The 16,794-nt window shown below is 69.9% G+C and carries 17 protein-coding genes; 5 read left to right on the top strand and 12 right to left on the bottom strand.

The genetic code is table 11. From position 1 onward, the window contains the following. Positions 1-47 precede the first annotated feature (47 nt). From QTI20_RS23555 to QTI20_RS23530, 6 genes are read right to left on the bottom strand one after another with little or no spacing between them, the layout of a single operon-like run. Positions 48-1,532, bottom strand: coding sequence for an AMP nucleosidase (locus QTI20_RS23555; RefSeq protein WP_286553890.1), 1,485 nt, complete (start codon positions 1,530-1,532; stop codon positions 48-50). 55 nt (positions 1,533-1,587) lie between these two features. Further along, a complete protein-coding gene (locus QTI20_RS23550; RefSeq protein WP_286553892.1) occupies positions 1,588-2,136 on the bottom strand; it encodes a TIGR00725 family protein in 549 nt (182 codons plus the stop codon). Continuing rightward, entirely contained in the window at positions 2,087-2,908 is an 822-nt protein-coding gene (locus QTI20_RS23545; protein ID WP_286553893.1) for an ABC transporter permease, read from the bottom strand. The genes QTI20_RS23550 and QTI20_RS23545 overlap by 50 nt, the downstream gene beginning before the upstream one ends. Positions 2,909-2,914: 6 nt before the next feature. After that, positions 2,915-3,994 carry an extracellular solute-binding protein gene (locus QTI20_RS23540; protein ID WP_286553895.1) on the bottom strand — a complete coding sequence of 360 codons (1,080 nt, stop codon included), beginning with the start codon at positions 3,992-3,994 and terminating at the stop codon, positions 2,915-2,917. Between the two features lie 22 nt (positions 3,995-4,016). After that, the gene (locus QTI20_RS23535) at positions 4,017-5,045 is read right to left on the bottom strand and encodes an ABC transporter ATP-binding protein (protein WP_286553897.1); all 1,029 of its coding nucleotides are present in this window, start codon (positions 5,043-5,045) and stop codon (positions 4,017-4,019) included. Further along, positions 5,042-5,809 (bottom strand): ABC transporter permease, encoded by a 768-nt coding sequence (locus tag QTI20_RS23530; protein WP_286553898.1) that lies wholly within the window; start codon positions 5,807-5,809, stop codon positions 5,042-5,044. Before QTI20_RS23530 ends, QTI20_RS23535 begins: the two co-directional genes overlap by 4 nt. Before the next feature lie 185 nt (positions 5,810-5,994). On the opposite strand from QTI20_RS23530, the gene QTI20_RS23525 reads away from it, so the two are divergent. Continuing rightward, entirely contained in the window at positions 5,995-6,909 is a 915-nt protein-coding gene (locus tag QTI20_RS23525) for a LysR substrate-binding domain-containing protein (protein WP_286553899.1), read from the top strand. Between the two features lie 28 nt (positions 6,910-6,937). Then, a complete protein-coding gene (locus tag QTI20_RS23520) occupies positions 6,938-7,837 on the top strand; it encodes a ketopantoate reductase family protein (RefSeq protein WP_286553900.1) in 900 nt (299 codons plus the stop codon). On the opposite strand, the gene gorA is transcribed toward QTI20_RS23520, so the two are convergent. Beyond that, positions 7,834-9,192 carry a glutathione-disulfide reductase gene (gene gorA / locus QTI20_RS23515; RefSeq protein ID WP_286553902.1) on the bottom strand — a complete coding sequence of 453 codons (1,359 nt, stop codon included), beginning with the start codon at positions 9,190-9,192 and terminating at the stop codon, positions 7,834-7,836. The two genes, QTI20_RS23520 and gorA, sit on opposite strands and share 4 nt — an antisense overlap. Positions 9,193-9,298: 106 nt before the next feature. Here gorA and QTI20_RS23510 point away from each other — a divergent pair, with 106 nt between their 5' ends. Together QTI20_RS23510 and QTI20_RS23505 are read left to right on the top strand one after the other, a co-directional pair. Continuing rightward, positions 9,299-11,323: a PEP/pyruvate-binding domain-containing protein gene (locus tag QTI20_RS23510; RefSeq protein WP_286553904.1), complete on the top strand. Its 2,025-nt coding sequence runs from the start codon at positions 9,299-9,301 to the stop codon at positions 11,321-11,323. Between the two features lie 83 nt (positions 11,324-11,406). Next, positions 11,407-11,817 (top strand): rhodanese-like domain-containing protein, encoded by a 411-nt coding sequence (locus QTI20_RS23505; RefSeq protein ID WP_183028060.1) that lies wholly within the window; start codon positions 11,407-11,409, stop codon positions 11,815-11,817. Between the two features lie 58 nt (positions 11,818-11,875). On the opposite strand, the gene QTI20_RS23500 is transcribed toward QTI20_RS23505, so the two are convergent. The 3 genes from QTI20_RS23500 to lysM form a co-directional block, all read right to left on the bottom strand. Then, a complete protein-coding gene (locus tag QTI20_RS23500) occupies positions 11,876-12,325 on the bottom strand; it encodes a DNA-binding protein (RefSeq protein ID WP_286553906.1) in 450 nt (149 codons plus the stop codon). Continuing rightward, positions 12,273-12,902: a nucleotidyltransferase domain-containing protein gene (locus QTI20_RS23495; RefSeq protein ID WP_286553908.1), complete on the bottom strand. Its 630-nt coding sequence runs from the start codon at positions 12,900-12,902 to the stop codon at positions 12,273-12,275. The genes QTI20_RS23500 and QTI20_RS23495 overlap by 53 nt, the downstream gene beginning before the upstream one ends. A gap of 175 nt (positions 12,903-13,077) precedes the next feature. After that, complete coding sequence (gene lysM / locus QTI20_RS23490) at positions 13,078-13,548, bottom strand: peptidoglycan-binding protein LysM (RefSeq protein WP_286553909.1); 471 nt, start codon at positions 13,546-13,548, stop codon at positions 13,078-13,080. 131 nt (positions 13,549-13,679) lie between these two features. On the opposite strand from lysM, the gene QTI20_RS23485 reads away from it, so the two are divergent. Further along, positions 13,680-14,450, top strand: a complete 771-nt coding sequence (locus QTI20_RS23485; RefSeq protein WP_286553911.1) for a type III pantothenate kinase — start codon at positions 13,680-13,682, stop codon at positions 14,448-14,450. 14 nt (positions 14,451-14,464) lie between these two features. Here QTI20_RS23485 and QTI20_RS23480 read toward each other — a convergent pair whose 3' ends face one another. Together QTI20_RS23480 and QTI20_RS23475 are read right to left on the bottom strand one after the other, a co-directional pair. Continuing rightward, a complete protein-coding gene (locus QTI20_RS23480) occupies positions 14,465-15,568 on the bottom strand; it encodes a M14 family metallopeptidase (RefSeq protein ID WP_286553913.1) in 1,104 nt (367 codons plus the stop codon). Next, the gene (locus QTI20_RS23475; RefSeq protein WP_286553915.1) at positions 15,565-16,773 is read right to left on the bottom strand and encodes a M20 aminoacylase family protein; all 1,209 of its coding nucleotides are present in this window, start codon (positions 16,771-16,773) and stop codon (positions 15,565-15,567) included. The genes QTI20_RS23480 and QTI20_RS23475 overlap by 4 nt, the downstream gene beginning before the upstream one ends. Positions 16,774-16,794: the final 21 nt, after the last annotated feature.

Below are 16,794 nucleotides of genomic sequence, written 5' to 3'. Positions count from 1 at the left end.
GCCTCGACGGCGCGGGCCTGTCGCCCGCGTGGGCTGCGCCGGGCGGCCTACTGGAACGCGACCTCGGCGAAGCTGCGCAGCTTGCGGCTGTGCAGCCGGCTCGAGCCTTCGGCGCGCAGGATCTCGATGGCCTTCATGCCGATGCGCAGGTGCTGCTCCACGCGCTCGCGGTAGAAGTGGTTGGCCATGCCCGGCAGCTTGATCTCGCCGTGCAGCGGCTTGTCGCTCACGCACAGCAGGGTGCCGTAGGGCACGCGGAAGCGGAAGCCGTTGGCGGCGATGGTCGCGCTCTCCATGTCCAGCGCCACCGCGCGGCTCTGGCTGAAGCGGCGCTGCGGCTCGTTCTGGGGCAGCAGCTCCCAGTTGCGGTTGTCGGTGCTGGCCACGGTGCCGGTGCGCATGATGGTCTTGAGCGCCGGGCCGTCGAGCTGCGTGACGTCGGCCACGGCCTTTTCCAGCGCCAGCTGGATCTCGGCCAGCGCCGGGATCGGCACCCACAGCGGCAGCTCCTCGTCGAGCACATGGTCCTCGCGCACATAGGCGTGGGCCAGCACGTAGTCGCCCAGCTGCTGGCTGTTGCGCAGGCCCGCGCAGTGGCCCAGCATCATCCAGGCGTGCGGGCGCAGCACCGCGATGTGGTCGGTGATGGTCTTGGCGTTGGACGGGCCGACGCCGATGTTGACCATCGTGATGCCGGTGCGGTCCTCGCGCACCAGGTGGTAGGCCGGCATCTGCGGCAGCCGCGGCGGCGCCATGCCGCCCTCGGGGCCGTCGTAGCCGACGCGGTAGTGGGTCACGTTGCCCGGCTCGATGAAGGCGACGTAGGGGCTGTCGGGCTTGGCCATCTCCTCGTGCCCGAGCGCCACGAACTCGTCGATGTAGAACTGGTAGTTGGTGAACAGCACGAAGTTCTGGAACCACTCGGGCGCGGTGCCGGTGTAGTGGCGCAGCCGGTGCAGCGAGTAGTCGACGCGCGCGCCGGTGAACAGCGCCAGCGGCTCCGGCTCGCCGGGCTTGGCTTCGTAGGTGCCGTTGGCGATGCCGTCGTCCATCGCGGCCAGGTCGGGCAGGTCGAACACGTCGCGCATCAGCGCGCGCCGCTCGGCGGTCATGGTGCCTTCGATGTGGTCGTTCTCGGCGAAGGAGAAATGGATCGGGATCGGCTGCGTGGCGGTGCCGACCTCGAGCTCGACGCCGTGGTTCTCCAGCAGCAGCCGGAACTGCTCGAGGTAGTAGTGGTGGAACAGGTCGGGCCGGGTCAGCGTGGTCTCGTAGCGGCCGGGGCCGGCCACGAAGCCGTAGCTCAGGCCGGCCGTGGTCGGCGGGCTCTGGCGCGACACCGTGTGGGTGTGGACGCGCACGAAGGGGTAGCAGGCGCGCACCCGGCCGGGCAGCGTCTCGCCGGCCACGAAGCGCAGCATCGAGTCGCGCAGATGGGACAGCGCCTGTTGGTAGATCAGCTGCACTTGCGCCAGCGCCGCGGCGGCGTCGGTGAAGCGGGCGGGGGCGACGAAAGGAGGCATGTAGGGCATGACGGCATTGTGCAATGCCGCGGTGACCGGCGCGCCCGCGCGCACGCGCGGAACCTCAGTCCAGCAGGCAGTCCAGCACCTGGGCCAGCATGTCGTCCACGCCGCGGGCCTGCACCGCGCCCGGCAGCGCGACGTCGCCGTGCATCACGAAGACCGGCTTGCCCCACTTGAGGCCCATCGCCATCTCCGACAGCGTGCCCATGTTGCCGCCGATGGCGACCAGGCACACGCCGCTGCGCGCGATGATGCCGTTGCGCATCTCGCCCATGCCGGTGGGAATGGCCACGCTGAGCCATTCGTTGGCGTTGCGGTCGTCGTCCTCGGGCAGGATGCCGACCGCGATGCCGCCGGCCTCGATGGCTCCGCGCGAGGCCGCGGCCATCACGCCGCCACGCCCGCCGCAGACCACCGCCATGCCCGCGCCGGCCAGCGCATGCGCCACCGCATGGGCGGCCTCGCACTCGGCCGGCCCGCCGTCGCCGGGGCCGATGATCGCCACCGGCTGGCGGTGGCGCGCCGGCCCCCGCTGCCGCGCTGCCAGGCGCGCCAGCGCCTCAATGACCGGCGCCGACAGCACCACGCTCGCGCCTTCGCGTAAAGACATCGCCCACTCCCATCACGATCACACACACCACCATCAGCACCAGCGACAGGGCCGCCGCCACCGCGAAATCGGACCCGCCGTCGCCCACCTGCGCCAGCAGCATCAGCGGCAGGATGTTGAGCTGGGTGCCCACCAGCGCCAGCGCCGTGCCGTAGGTGCCCATCGCGATCGCGGCCACCATGCAGGCGTTGGACAGCACCGAGGGCAGCACCTCGGGCAGCACCGTGTCCCGGAAGGCACGCGCCTTCGACGCACCCAGCGTGCGCGCCGCCTGCGCCGGGCGCAGGTCGAGGTTGGCGAACACCGGGTACAGCGACAGCGCCACGCGCGGGATCAGGTAGTAGGCATAGGCGAGCCCCAGGCCCGAGACGCTGTAGATCCAGCTGCCGATCACGGCCGGGTCGGCACCCAGGCCCGCGAGCAGCTGCGTCACGAAACCCGCACGCCCGAAGGCCAGGATGAAGCCGTAGGCGATCACCAGGCCCGAGAAGGCCAGCGGCAGGCCCAGCAGGGTCATCATCCATTGGCGCCGGCCCTCGGGCTGGCGCGCGAGTTCGATCGCGATGCCGGTGCCCACCAGCGCCGAGATCGCGCCCGCCGCCAGGCCCAGGCCCAGCGTGTTGCGCAGCGCGCCGAAGAACAGCGGGTTGCCGAACAGCCGCCCGAAGGCGCTGCCGCCCTCGCCGAAGGCCTCGGGCAGCAGCGCCGCCAGCGGCACCGCGAAGAACAGCGCCATGAAGGCCCAGGCGGGCCAGGCGCCAAAGCGTCGCATGCCGGCCTACTTCCCCAGCGCGGCCTGCGCCCAGAGCTTGTCGACCTCGGCCTTGCGCTCCGAGGCCTTCACCACGTCGAGCGGCCGGATCTGCGGCGCGGGCGGCATCTTGGCGGCCACGTCGGCCGAGAGCGGCGTGCCCGGCACGGCGGGCCGCACGAAGCCCTGCGCGAACAGCGACTGGCCGGCCTCGCTCATGATGAAGTGGAGCCACAGCTTGCCCGCGTTCGGGTTCGGGCCGTTCTTCACCAGGCTGATGGCGTACGGCGCGGCCACGCTGGCTTCCTTCGGGATCACGACTTCCACCGCGTCGCCCATGCCGTCGACGTGCTTGGCCTTGAGGCCGTCGTTCTCGTAGCTGATCCACACCGGGATCTCGCCTTTCAGGAACTTGGCGTAGGGCGTGGTGCCCTCCACGCGCAGCACGTTGCCGGCCGCATGCAGCTTGCCCAGGTAGTCGGTACCGGGCTGCACGTTGTCAACGCCGCCGCCGTTGGCGTAGGCCGCGGCGAAGGTCAGCACCTGGCCGATGCCGGTGGAGCGCGGGTCGAGGTAGACCACCGTGCTCTTGAACTCGGGCTTGAGCAGGTCGGCCCAGCCGGTCGGCACGTTCTTCACCAGCTTCCTGTTGACCAGGAAGGCGATGTTGAGCGTGTGGATGGTGAACCAGCGGCCCTCGGGCTCGCGGAACACCGGCGGCAGCTTGTCGAAGTCGACGGGCTTGAAGGGCGCGACCAGGTCCTTCTTCGCCGCTTCGACGGCCGAGGCCGCGAAGTAGTAGGCGGTGTCGGCCTGCGGGCGGCGCCTGGTCTTCTCGAGCGAGACCACGGTGGCGGCCGAGCCGATGTCGTTGTAGGTCAGCTCGATCTCGGGGTAGCGCTTCTTGAAGGCCGCGAACAGCGCCTTCCAGTTGGCCCATTCGGGGCCGGTGTCGAAGGACACGCACAGGCCTTCCTTCTGCGCCTCGGCGTAGAGCGCCTTCTCGCCCGCGTAGAGCTCGGGGCCGTCGAAGGCGAAGGCGGTGCGGGCCGCGAGGCTGGCCAGCGGCAGTGCGCCGGCGGCCTGGATCAGATGTCTGCGTTGCATGGTGGCTCCTTGGAGGAAAAGATCAGTGGTCGAGCAATCGGAGGTGTTCGGGCGCGATCGCGATGGCCTGCGCGGCCGGCAGGGGCGATTCGGCGAGGAAGGGCTTGGGCGCCCCCGCCACCTCGAAGTCGTAGCGCGTGAGCGCGCCCAGGTAGCGTTGCGCGCCGGTGCGGCCCGCGAGGCGGTTCACCGCATCGGGCGCCGGGTCGGGCGCGATGTGCTCGGGGCGCACCAGCACATGCACCGCGGCCCCGGCGGCCCGCGTGCCCGTGGGCGCGGCGAGCTCGGCGAAGCCCAGATCGATGCGATCGGTGCCGCTGACCCTGGCCGGCAGGATCGTCGAGAGCCCGACGAACTCGGCCACCGCGCGGCTCGCGGGGTGCTCGTAGATCTCGCGCGGCGTGGCGATCTGCAGCAGCCGGCCGTCCTTGAGCATGGCCACGCGGTCGGCCATCACCAGCGCTTCCTCCTGGTCGTGCGTGACCAGCAGCGTGGTGGCGTCGAAGCGCTGCTGGATAGAACGGATCTGGTCGCGCAGGTGGCCGCGCACGCTCGCGTCGAGCGCCGACAGCGGCTCGTCGAGCAGCAGGGCGCGCGGGTCGATGGCCAGGGCGCGCGCCAGCGCCACGCGCTGCTGCTGCCCGCCGGAGAGCTGCGCCACCGCGCGCTGCGCGTACGCGCCCAGGCCCACGATGTCGAGCAGTTCCTGCGCGCGCCGGTGGCGCTCGGCCGTGCCCACCTTGCGCAGCTGGAGCCCGTAGGCCACGTTGTCGCGCACGCTCAGGTGCGGGAACAGCGCGTAACTCTGGAACACCATGCCGATGTGGCGCTGGTGCACCGGCGTGCGCGACATGTCCTCGCCGCCCAGCACGATGCGGCCCGTGTGGCCGGTCTCCAGCCCCGCCACCAGCTTGAGCAGGGTCGACTTGCCCGAGCCGCTGGGCCCGATCACCGCGACCAGTTCGCCGGTGCGCACGTCCAGCGACAGCTCGTGCAGGCCGTGCGTGCTGCCGGGGTAGTTGTAGCTGACCTTGTCGAGGAGGAGGCTCATGCGCGTCGCTTCACCAGGGAGGAAGACAGGAGGGCCGACGCGCTCGCCAGCACCAGGAGGATCACCGTGGCCGCACAGGCGAAGCCCGTGGCGCCGTAGAAGGCCTGCAGCAGCACCACCGGGTAGGTGCGGTTCTGGAAGCTGGTGAGCAGGTTCGACACGCCGAATTCGCCCACCGAGAGGGCGGCCACCATCACCAGTCCGCTGACCAGGCTCTGGCGCAGGCTGGGCAGCACGATGCCGGTGAACTGCTGCCAGCCCGAGGCGCCCAGCGTGGCGGCCGCCTGTTCGAGCCGGCCCAGGTCGAGGTGGCGCAGGTCGGCCAGCAGCGTGTTCGTGAGGTAGGGCAGCGTGAGGATGGCGTGCGCCGCGATCAGCAGTGGCATCGAGCCCAGCCAGGGCGCGAGGTCGGTGTTGAATACGATCATGTAGCCGAAGGCCATGGTGATGGGCGGCACCGCCACCGGCGTGGCGCTCACGATGCGCGCCGCCAGGCTGCCGCCGCGGCGCGCGCCGTGGTACAGCGCATAGGCCAGCGGCAAGGCCAGCACGGTGTTGATGGCGCAGGCCGACAGCGCCACCACCAGGCTGCTCACGAAGGCCTTGCGGAAGGAGGTGTCCTGCCAGAGGTCGACATACCACTGCCCCGTGATGCCCGTGGGCAGCAGCGTGTTGGTCCAGTTGCCGCCCAGGCTGCCGATCATCAGCAGCACGATGGGCAGCAGCAGGTACAGGCCGTAGAGGAGCGAGATGCCGCGAACCAAGGGTTGTCTCCAATGTCATGGACACCCGGCATACTTTCCGGATGCGCTACTGTCTGCGCGGTGCATGCCGCAGCGATGCTCCGAATTCTAGGAAGCGCATGCCAAGCCATGGGTGAAAGTTGGATGACGACGTTTGAGCAGTTGGAAAGTGTTTTTCACGCGGCTTTCACACAGCGGGGCCATGGATGAAGCGCGACTGTCCCACCATCCAGGAGCTGCTGGCCTTCGACGCCGTGGCGCGCCACGAGAGCATCACGCTGGCTGCGGGCGCGCTGTGCATCACGGTGAGCGCGGTCAGCAAGCAGATCGCCGGGCTCGAGGCCTTCCTGGGCCGCGCGCTGCTGCAGAAGAACGGCCGCGGCGTGCAGCTCACGCCGCAGGGCCGCGTGTACTGGCAGAAGATCTCGGGCGGGCTGCGCGCCATCGAGACCGCGACCTTCGAGGCGCGCTCGGGCGATGCCGGCGCCGGCCTGCTCACGCTGGCGAGCGTGCCCACCTTCCTCACCAAGTGGCTCATCCCACGCCTGCCCGCCTTCAGCCAGAAGAGCCGCCATGTGATGCTGAGCTTCAGCCGCCATTTGGAGCCCAGCGACGGCATCCCGGCCGGCGTGGACGCCGCCATCCGCTACGGCCCCGACGGCTGGCCGGGCGTGGTGTCGGAGTACATCGCGGGGCGCGAGTTCGTGCTGATCGTGGCGCGCGCGCTGGTCGAGGGCCGGCACCGCATCGCGCAGCCGGCCGACATCCTGGGCCACACGCTGCTGCACCACGAGGGCGCGCCCACGGCCTGGCGGCAATGGGCTGCGCAGCACGGCGTGCCCGAGGTGCAGACCGTGGCCGGCCCGCGCTTCGCGCAGTACTCGGCGCTGATCCAGGCCGCGCTCAACGGGCTGGGCATCGGCCTGGTGCCCAAGCTGCTGGTGCAGGAAGAGCTGGCCGAGGGCGCGCTGCTGAGCCCCTGCGGCACGCCGGTGAGCGTCAACCAGGGCCACTACCTCTGCTACCGGCCCGACCGGCTCGACCTGCCGGCCTTCGCGGCGTTTCGCGCATGGCTGCTCGAAGAGGGCGTGGCCTCGCGCGGCGTCGAAGCCGAGGCATGATCCTTTCCACATCCAAGGAGACGAATCGATGAGAGTTGCAGTCATGGGCGCCGGCGCGGTCGGTTGCTACTACGGCGCCATGCTGGCGCGCGCGGGCCACGCGGTGGTGCTGATCGGCCGGCCTTCGCATGTGGAGGCCGTCCGCGCCCGCGGGCTGCGGCTGCAGACCCATGCCTTCGACGAACAGGTGAAGCTCGAGGCGAGCACCGACGCGAACGCGGTGCAGGGCGCCGACCTGGTGCTGTTCTGCGTCAAGTCCACCGACAGCGAAGCGGCTGCGGCGCAGATCGCACCGCACCTCGCGCCCGACGCGCTGGTGCTCACGCTGCAGAACGGCGTGGACAACGACGAACGCGTGCGCGCGGTGCTGCCGTCGCACGAGGTGGCCGCGGCCGTGGTCTACGTGGCGACCGAGATGGCCGGGCCGGGCCATGTGAAGCACCACGGGCGCGGCGAGCTGGTGATCGCGCCTGCGCGCCGCAGCGCCGAAGTGGCAGGGCAACTGATCGCCGCGGGCGTGCCCACGCAGATTTCCGACAACGTGCGCGGCGCGCTGTGGGCCAAGCTGATCCTCAACTGCGCCTACAACGCGCTGTCGGCCATCACGCAACTGCCCTATGGCCTGCTGGCGCAGGGCGCGGGCGTGACCGAGGTGCTGCGCGACGTGGTGGCCGAATGCCTGGCGGTGGCCAAGGCCGAAGGCATCGCGGTGCCGGGCGACACCGCCGCCGCCGTGCGCGCCATCGCGCAGACCATGCCCTCGCAGTACTCATCGACCGCGCAGGACCTGGCGCGCGGCAAGCTCAGCGAGATCGACCACCTCAACGGCCTGGTCGTGCGGCGCGGCGAGGCGCTGGGCGTGCCCACGCCCGCGAACCGGGTGCTGTTCGTGCTGGTGAAGCTGCTGGAAGGAAAGAAGCAGGCCTAGCCTGGCATGGGTTCGCGCATCGTCACGAACTCTTCAGCGGCGGTCGGATGGATGCCCACCGTGCTGTCGAACAGCGCCTTGGTCGCGCCCGCGCGCATCGCCACCGCGAAGCCCTGCACGATCTCGCCCGCGTCGGCGCCCACCATGTGCAGCCCGACCACGCGGTCGCTCTTCTTGTCGACCACCAGCTTCATGAAGGTGCGTTCCGTGCTGCCCGACAGCGTGTGGCGCAGCGACTTGAACTCGCTGGAGAACACCGTCACCTCGCCGAACTTCGCGCGCGCATCGATTTCGCTGTAGCCGCAGGTGCCGATGTTCGGGTGCGTGAACACGGCCGTGGGAATGAACTCGTAGTCGAGCCGGCGCTGGCCCTTGCCGAAGAGTTCGTCGACCACCACCATCGCCTCGGCCAGTGCCACCGGCGTGAGCTGCACGCGGGTCGACACGTCGCCCACCGCGTAGATCGACGGCACCGAGCTGCGGTAGTGCGCATCGACCGCGATGGCACCCTTGTCGTCGAGCTTCACGCCCGCGGCCTCGAGGCCCAGGCCCTGTGTGTTGGGCACGCGGCCGGTGGCGAACAGCACCGCGTCGGCCTCGATCTGCTGGCCGCGCGTGAGCGTGGCGGTCAGGCCCTGCGCACCGCGCGTGATCGATGCGACCTCGCTGTTGAGCCGGATGTCGACGCCGGCCTTGCCCATCTCATGGGCGACGAACTGGCGCACGTCGTCGTCGAAGCCGGTGAGCAGGTGGGCGCGGCGGTGCAGCTGCGTGACCTGGGCGCCCAGGCCGTTGAAGATCGAGGCGAACTCGGAGGCGATGTAGCCGCCGCCCACCACCAGCAGGCGCTTCGGGAAGGGGTCGAGGTCGAACATCGCGTCGGAGCTCACGGCGTGTTCGCGCCCGGGGAAGTCGGGCACGAAGGGCGTGCCGCCCGTGGCCACCAGCAGGTGCTTGGCGGTGTGGCGCCGGCCGTCGATCTCCACCGTGTGGGCGTCGATGAACTGGGCCCAGCCGGTGACCAGCGTGACGCCCGAATTCTTCAGCAGCGAGGCATAGACGCCGTTGAGCCGGCCGATCTCCTTGGCGCGTTGCGTCTTCAGGTGGGCCCAGTCGAAACGCGGCGCCTCGGGCAGTGTCCAGCCGTAGCCCGCGCTCTCCTCAAAGGCCTCGGCATAGCCGGCCGCGTAGCTGTAGAGCTTCTTGGGAATGCAACCCACGTTGACGCAGGTGCCGCCCAGCTCGGCGGCTTCGGCCAGGCCGACGCGGGCACCGGACTGCGCGGCCATGCGGGCGGCGCGCACGCCCCCGCTGCCGCCGCCGATGACGAAGAGATCGAAGTCGAATGTGCGCATGAGAAAGAGCTCCTTGCGGCCACTGTAGCGGCGGGCCGAAGACAGTGCCGCGGTCGGGACTTGGCGCCGGCGCGAGCGAGAATCCGCGTCGCAACGAGGGATCCACATGAGGAACAACGCAAGGAGATGCGCGGCGGGCCAGGCACGCGTGTGGCTGTCGGCGCTGGCGCTGTGCGCGATGGCCGTCGCGCCGGCCGCGGCGCAGCTCGCGCGCAAGCCGTCCTACTACCAGCAGCAGAACCCGCCGCAAGCCGAGGGGCCGGCCGCCCAGGGCACGCCGCGCGCCGGGGTGCCGGGGTCGCTGCCGGCCCTGCGACAGCGGGCCGATTTCGACGCGCTGGCCCGGGTCTACGACGCCGGCACGCCGATGCAGCTGGCCCATGTGCTGTTCGTCGTCGACCGGCAGGCCAGGCCGGTGCGCACCCATTACCTCGACACGCCGCGCTACCAGCTGCATGTGCGCTTCGTGCGCGACACCGGGCTTTCGCCGCGCGCGGGCAAGCGCGAGATCGACCGCAACTACCTCGTGCCCGACCGGCGCTTCCTGTTCGGCACCTTGAGCTGGCAGCAGAACATCGGCAGCTTCACCTACGAGTTCTGGGAAGGCGACCGGCTCACCGCGGCGCTGCTGCGGCAGGCCGATGCGCAGGTGAAGGCCAGCTTCTTCGCGCCGGTGAAATTCAAGACCAATTCCACGCTGCACGACCGGGTCGCGCAGGAGGCCGGTGTCGACTTCGTGAGCCAGGCGGCGCTGATCCGCGCGCAGCCCTTCCTGCCACTGAACCTCGGCACCGCGACCGGCCGCGTGCGCATCGTGGATGGCGCTGCGGGCCTGGGCGCGCTGCGGCCCGACGACATCGCGGTGCTGCGCGAGGTGCCGCTCGGCCTGCCGCCCGTGGCCGGCGTGCTGACCGAGCGGCCCTCGACCGCGCTGTCGCACGTCAACCTGCTGGCCAAGGGCTGGGGCATCCCGAATGCCTACGTGCGCGACGCGGCGGCCGTGTTGAAGGAGCATGCGAGCCAGTGGGTGGCGCTGAAGGTCGCGGCCTCGGGCTACCAGGTGCGGCGCCTCACGGCCGAAGAAATCGTGGCGCTGCCGCCGCGCGCCGTGCGCACCGCGTCCACCGGCGCCACGCCCGGCGCGGCCCAGGCCACCCGGCCCGACCTGCGTGAAGACCGCCTGCTGCCGCTGGCGTCGTTGCGTGCGCGAAACAGCGCGCAATGCGGCACCAAGGCCGCGAACCTCGGCGCCCTGCAGGCCGCGCGCATTCCCGGCACCTCGGTGCCCGACGGCTTCTGCATTCCCTTCGGGCACTACGACCGCTTCATGCGCACCCACGGCCTGGCCGAGCGCATCGCGCGCATGCAGCAGCAGCCCGGTTTCGCGAGCGACCCGACGATCCGCCAGCAGGCGCTGGCGCAACTGCGCGAAGAGATCGTGCAGTGGCCCGTCGACGCCGCCACCGCGGCCTCGTGGCGCGCCGCCTGGCAGGCGCAACTGGGCGGCGGCGGTGTGTTCGTGCGCAGCTCGTCCAATTCAGAAGACCTGCCCGGCTTCAGTGGCGCGGGGCTCTACACCACCGTGCCCAACGTCCGGAGCGGCGATGCGCTCGAACGCGCGGTGAAGACGGTCTGGGCCTCGGTGTTCAACCCCGAGGCCTGGGAGGCGCGCGGCGCCGCGGGCTTCGGTGCCCAGTCGGTGCTGATGGGGGTGTTCGTACAGGCCGCTATCGACGCCACGAACGCCGGCGTGATGATCACCCGCGACCCCTTCGACGCCGGCCATGCGCACACCACCTACATCTCGGCCAAGCGCGGCATCGGCATCCGCGTGGTCGAAGGCCGGCGCGTGGCGGAGCAGGTGATGTACTCGAGCTGGTCGAAGGCGATCCAGGTGCTGAGCCGTTCGGCCGAAGCCACCTCGCTGCAGCTCGACAAGGACGGTGGCGTGAAGGAGGTGCCGGTGGAGGAGGGGCGCGCGGTGCTGACCGACGAGCTCGTCGTGCGGCTGGCGACGGTGGGCGCGGCGGTCAAGCGCCGCTTCGACGGTGTGGACCAGGACATCGAGTGGGCGACGGTCGGCGACCGCATCGTGCTGCTGCAGGCGCGGCCCTATGTGGAGCGGCGTTGAGGGTTGCGCAAGCGCGGCCGGCAGGGTTTTGGCGCGCCAGTGAAAATCACAGCCAGGTGACTGGATCCAAAGGACGAAAAGAGATGACCGAACCCGTGAATGACAAGGGCTATGCCGGCGACGTGACGCCCGCGCAGGCCGCGCAATGGATGGCGAGCGGCGAGGCGGTGCTGGTCGACGTGCGCACAGACGCCGAGCGCGAGTGGGTGGGCTACGTGCCCGGCGCCGTGCCGCTGGCCTGGAAGCAATGGCCGGGCATGGCGCTCAACCCCGCGTTCGACGAGGGCGTGCGCGCCGCGGGCGAGGGCGGCCGGAAGCTGGTGCTGCTGTGCCGCAGCGGCGTGCGCTCCATCGCGGCCGCGAAGCGCGCCACCGAGCTGGGCCTCGAGGCCTACAACATCCTCGAGGGCTTCGAGGGCAACCCGGACGAGAACGGGCACCGCGGGCAGACCGGCGGCTGGCGCAGGCACGGGCTGCCCTGGAAGCAGAACTGACGCGCGACCGCCGCGAGGCCGAAGGCCTTGAAGCCACGGCGGAGTCCATTCCAACGGCTCAGGGCGGGGTCAGGAGATCGGGGCGATGGGCACGGAGCCAGGTTTCGGCAACGGCCAGCAATTGCGCGGCCTGGCCGATGCAGGCCTGCAGCGTGGCTGTGGACACCGGGTCGCCCTCGTAGTCGCTCACGTTGCGTTGCCGACGCAGCGCATCGAGCACGATGATCTCCGGCTGCGCCACACCCATCGTCAGGCCCAGGCTCTGGATGGCCGTCTGGTGGTGGCCGGGTTGGCTGGTGGATGTGCGGTAGCCGTTGGCCCACAAACCCAGCATCGCGCATTGCATGATGCATTTGTAGGCTGCATCGAAGCGGTTGTCGGCGCTGACCTGTACAACTTGCGCGTCGGCCAGGTTCCGCCGCGCGGCCTGAAGCAGTTTGGCGATGCCCGCCGCATCAGGCTGGTGGGCCTGCAACCGCCCGATCGCCAGCAAGTCCTGCAAGCTCATCGGCGCCTCCCTTCACAAACAGTTGTGGCTTGGCCAGGATGTCGCGCGCGAAGGCATCGCCAGTGCGCACGCGTTGCGCGAATTCCTCTGGTGCGTAGAGCACCGTGTTCACCTCACGGCCCAGCGCCGCGTGCAGAGGAAACACCGCCTGTGCCAGCGTCATGAAATTGACGTCGCCCAGCACCAGCAGGTCCACATCGCTGCCCGGCGAAGGCGTGCCGCGTGCCACCGAGCCGAACACCAGTGCCAGCCGGATCTGTGCATCCAGCGGCGCCAGCGCTTCGCGCACGGCAGGCACCACGCCATGCGTCTTGCGAAACAGGGCCGCCAGGTCCTCGAACAGGGGGTGGCCCGTGTTGGCGTTGTAGCGCACCTGGTTGCCTTGTTCGCTGCGCAGCAGCAGGCCGGTGCGCGCCAGCTTGTCCACCTCCCGCCCCAGCGTGCCCGCATGGCTGTCGGTCAGGCGCGCAAGCTCCCGCAGATGGAAGGCAGAGCGGGGCTGCAGCAGCAACACCGCCAGCACACGTTGCCGTGCTGCGGGAAACAGCAGGTCCATCAGGGAGGTTTCGTTGCTCATTAGGCGACGATTGTTGCCAATAAGGCGACGTTCGGCAAGTCCTGGATTTTCAATGCGCAAGCGTGAGGCCTGCCGCCTGAATCGATCCGCAAGAGGACGCAGCCGAACCGACGGCACTCAGAAGAAAGCCCACGGCATGCCGTGGGCCTCCCGTAAAAGAGCGACGAAAGGAAGCTCAGTTCAACGGCGGAATCCGCAGCTTCTGCCCCGGATAGATCTTGTCCGGGTTGCTCAGCATGGGCTTGTTGGCCTCGAAGATCGCGTTGTACTTGTTGGCGTCGCCGTAGTACTTCTTGGAGATGGCCGACAGCGTGTCGCCGCGCACCACGTCGTGGTACTGGGCGGGCGGCGCGGCCGGCGCGACCAGGTTGTTGTCGACGCTGGTCACGTTGGCGACATTGCCCGCCGCGAGGCCGGCCTTCTCGCTGGCTTCCTGCGAGGGCGCATTGCCGGCCAGCGTGACCACGCCCGTGGCCGCGGCATAGCTCACCGCGAGGTTGCTCAGGCCGAGGTTCTGCGTCTCGATGTAGGTCTTGATCGCGGCGGCGGCCGCCGCATTCGGGTCGGTGCCCGCTTCGGCCGCGTGCGCCGACGAACCGCCAAACAGCTTCTCGCCCGCTTCCTTGATGAAACTCAGCAAACCCATGGTGTCCTCACTTCGTATGTTGGTGGATCGGACTGCCACTTTAAGCACGCCAAAGGCGATCACGGTGTCAGCCGCCGACGCGTGTGCAAGCATTGGTAAAACCCGAACGACAAAGTCGCAATAATCCCGCCATGACCTTTCTCGCCATCGACATCGGCAACACGCGCCTCAAGTGGGCGCTCTATGCGGCTGGACACCCGGGTGCGGAACTGCTGGCCAGCGGCGCCGAGTTTCTCGACCACATCGAGCGCCTGGCCGAGGGCCCCTGGGCCGACATGGCGTCGCCGACGGCGATGCTGGGCTGCGCCGTGGCCGGCGACGCGGTGCGCCGGCGCGCCGAGGAGCAGGTCACGGAGCGCTTCGACTGCGCCGCGCGCTGGGTGGTGGCCAGCGCGGCCGAGGCCGGCATGGTCAACGGCTACGACCACCCGACGCGGCTGGGCGCCGACCGCTGGGTCGCGATGATCGGCGCGCGCCACCGCATGCTGGCGCAGGGCGCGCCGCGGCCGATGGTGGTGGTGATGATCGGCACCGCCGTGACGGTCGAGGCCATCGATGCCGACGGCCGCTTCCTCGGCGGCCTGATCCTGCCGGGCCACGGCATCATGCTGCGCGCGCTGGAGTCGGGCACCGCCGGGCTGCACGTGCCCACCGGCGACGTGCGGGAGTTCCCGACCAACACCAGCGACGCGCTCACCAGCGGCGGCACCTATGCGATCGCGGGCGCGGTCGAGCGCATGCGCCAGCATGTGAAGGCGCATTGCGGCGCCGAACCCGCCTGCTACATGACGGGCGGCGCGGGCTGGAAGATGGCGCCCTCGATGGTGAGCCCCTTCGAACTGGTCGACGGGCTCATCATGGACGGGCTGCTGGTGATCGCCGAGGCGCGCGCGGCGGCCTGAACCCCTTGCGAAACTCAGCCGGCCTTGGCGCCGGTGAGTCCGTCCACGGCCTGGAACATCGCCTGCCGCGCCTGGCTGATGATCTGGCCCTTCCAGGCGTCGGTGTCGGTGTAGAAGGCTTCGCGCATGCGCGCATGGATCGCGTCCGCCAGCTCGGGCGCGGCCTCCGGGTGCTTGTGCAGCCAGTGGTCGGCACGCAGCGCGCCGGTCATCTCGAGGATGGGCAGCGTGCCGTACTCGAGCGCGATGCCGGTGTACTCGGCCTGCGGGCATTCGGCGTAGATCGCACCCCAGTTCAGGCCGGTCAGCAGCGCCGAGGTGGAAGAGCCGTCGTAGATCGAGGTGACCGGCGTCTCGGCGCCCCACCAGGCGTTGGCGCGCGCATAGGCGGCGGCATCGTCGCGGCAGGCGAAGATGCGTTCGCCGATGCCGTTGGGCCCGAGGCCGGTGTGCAGGTCGATCCAGGCCAGCTGCCGCGCCTTCTGTGCATGCGTCTGCAGCACCTGGCGGAAGGTGCGGTTGCTCCAGGTCGGCGCGGTGCCGCCGAAGAACACGCCGTCCTCGAACTGGTACTGGCCGCCCGAGACCGCGGCCTGGTAGGCGACCACGCCGTGCTGGCCGATCCAGGCCTCGAGCTCGGCCTGGTTCTGCGCCGATGGCGGCCATTGCTCGGGCAGCAGCAGCGGGTGCAGGCCGGCGTAGGCGGCGTTGACCGGCAGCGGCTGCGTGAAGTCCATGAAGTTGCGGTTGAGGTCGACGTTCTCGTGGGTCACGCGCCGGCTGTAGGAGAAGCCGTGCGGGTTGAGCGCATGCACGTAGAGCACGCCGACGCCGGCCGCGCGGGCCTTCTCGCGCCACTCGGCGTCATGCAGCGCGAACACCTGCACGCCGCTGCCGCAGTGGCCTTCGACACCGTGGCAGGCGCTGGTGATCAGCAGCAGCTGCCTGGCATCGGCCGGGCCTTCGTAGGCCACGTCCATGGCCAGGGCCTCGCCTTCGCGGCCCGGCAGCGGATGCGGATGGGTCTCGACCGTGAGGCCCGCCGTGACGCAGCCCTGCAGGAACTTGCGGCGCGCTTCGGCATAGGTCGGAGAAAAGGCCTCGGTCACGCCGATCATGCGGCGGCTCCGGGCTGGCCCTGGGCGAGGAACTGCTCGGCCAGTTCGACCCAGCAGGTGGCGCCGAGCGGAATCAGGTCGTCGTTGAAGTCGTAGCTGGCGTTGTGCAGCGTGCACGGGCCCCCGCCGTGGTGCATGTCGCGGTGCGCGCCGTCGCCGTTGCCGATGAAGGCATAGGCACCGGGCTTGGCCTGCAGCATGAAGGCGAAGTCCTCGGCCGTCATGGCGCCTTCCTGCGGCAGCACGTTCTCGGCGCCGACGATGCCGGCCATCACCTTTCGCGCGAAATCCGCTTCCGCAGGCGTGTTGATGGTCGGCGGGTAGTTGCGGTGGAAGTGGAAGTCGACCTCGGCGTCGTGCGCCGCGCTGATGTGCTCGGCGATCTTCTTCATGCGCGACTCGATCAGGTCGAGCACCTCGAGCGTGAAGGTGCGCACCGTGCCCTGCAGCTCGCAGCTGTCGGGGATCACGTTGTTGGCTTCGCCGGCGTGGATCATCGTGACCGAGATCAGGCCGGTCTCGGTGGGTTTCTTGCTGCGCGTGAGGATGGTCTGGAAGGCCTGCACCATCTCGCAGGCCACGGGCACCGGGTCGATGCCGGTGTGCGGCAGCGCCGCATGGCCGCCCTTGCCGCGGATGGTGATCTTGAAGTCGTTGCTCGAGGCCATGGCCGGGCCCGGGCTCACCGCGAACTGGCCGGCCTTCATGCCGGGCCAGTTGTGCATGCCGAACACGGCGTCCATGGGGAATTGCTCGAACAGCCCTTCCTTGATCATCTCGCGCGCACCGCCGCCGCCTTCCTCGGCCGGCTGGAAGATCAGGTAGACGGTGCCGTCGAAATTGCGGTGCTTGGCCAGGTGCTGCGCCGCGGCCAGCAGCATGGCGGTGTGGCCGTCATGGCCGCAGGCGTGCATCTTGCCGTGGTGCTTGCTCGCGTGCTCGAAGGTGTTGAGCTCGGTGACGGGCAGCGCGTCCATGTCAGCGCGCAGGCCGACGGCCCGGGTGCTGGTGCCGTTCTTCACGATGCCGACCACGCCGGTCGTGCCCAGGCCGCGGTGGATCGGGATGCCCCATTCGGTGAGCTTGGCCGCAACCACGTCGGCCGTGCGCACCTCCTGGAAGCAGAGTTCGGGATGGGCATGCAGGTCGCGTCGGATCGACGCGATGCCTGCCGCTTGAGTAACGAGCGAATCGATGAGTTTCATAGGATAAGTGTTGCACACCCC

This window comes from Variovorax sp. J2P1-31 (genome assembly GCF_030317215.1).
Taxonomy (GTDB): Bacteria; Pseudomonadota; Gammaproteobacteria; order Burkholderiales; family Burkholderiaceae_C; genus Variovorax.
Note: the sequence above shows the minus strand (reverse complement) of the source record. Positions and strands in the feature narration are given on the sequence as shown.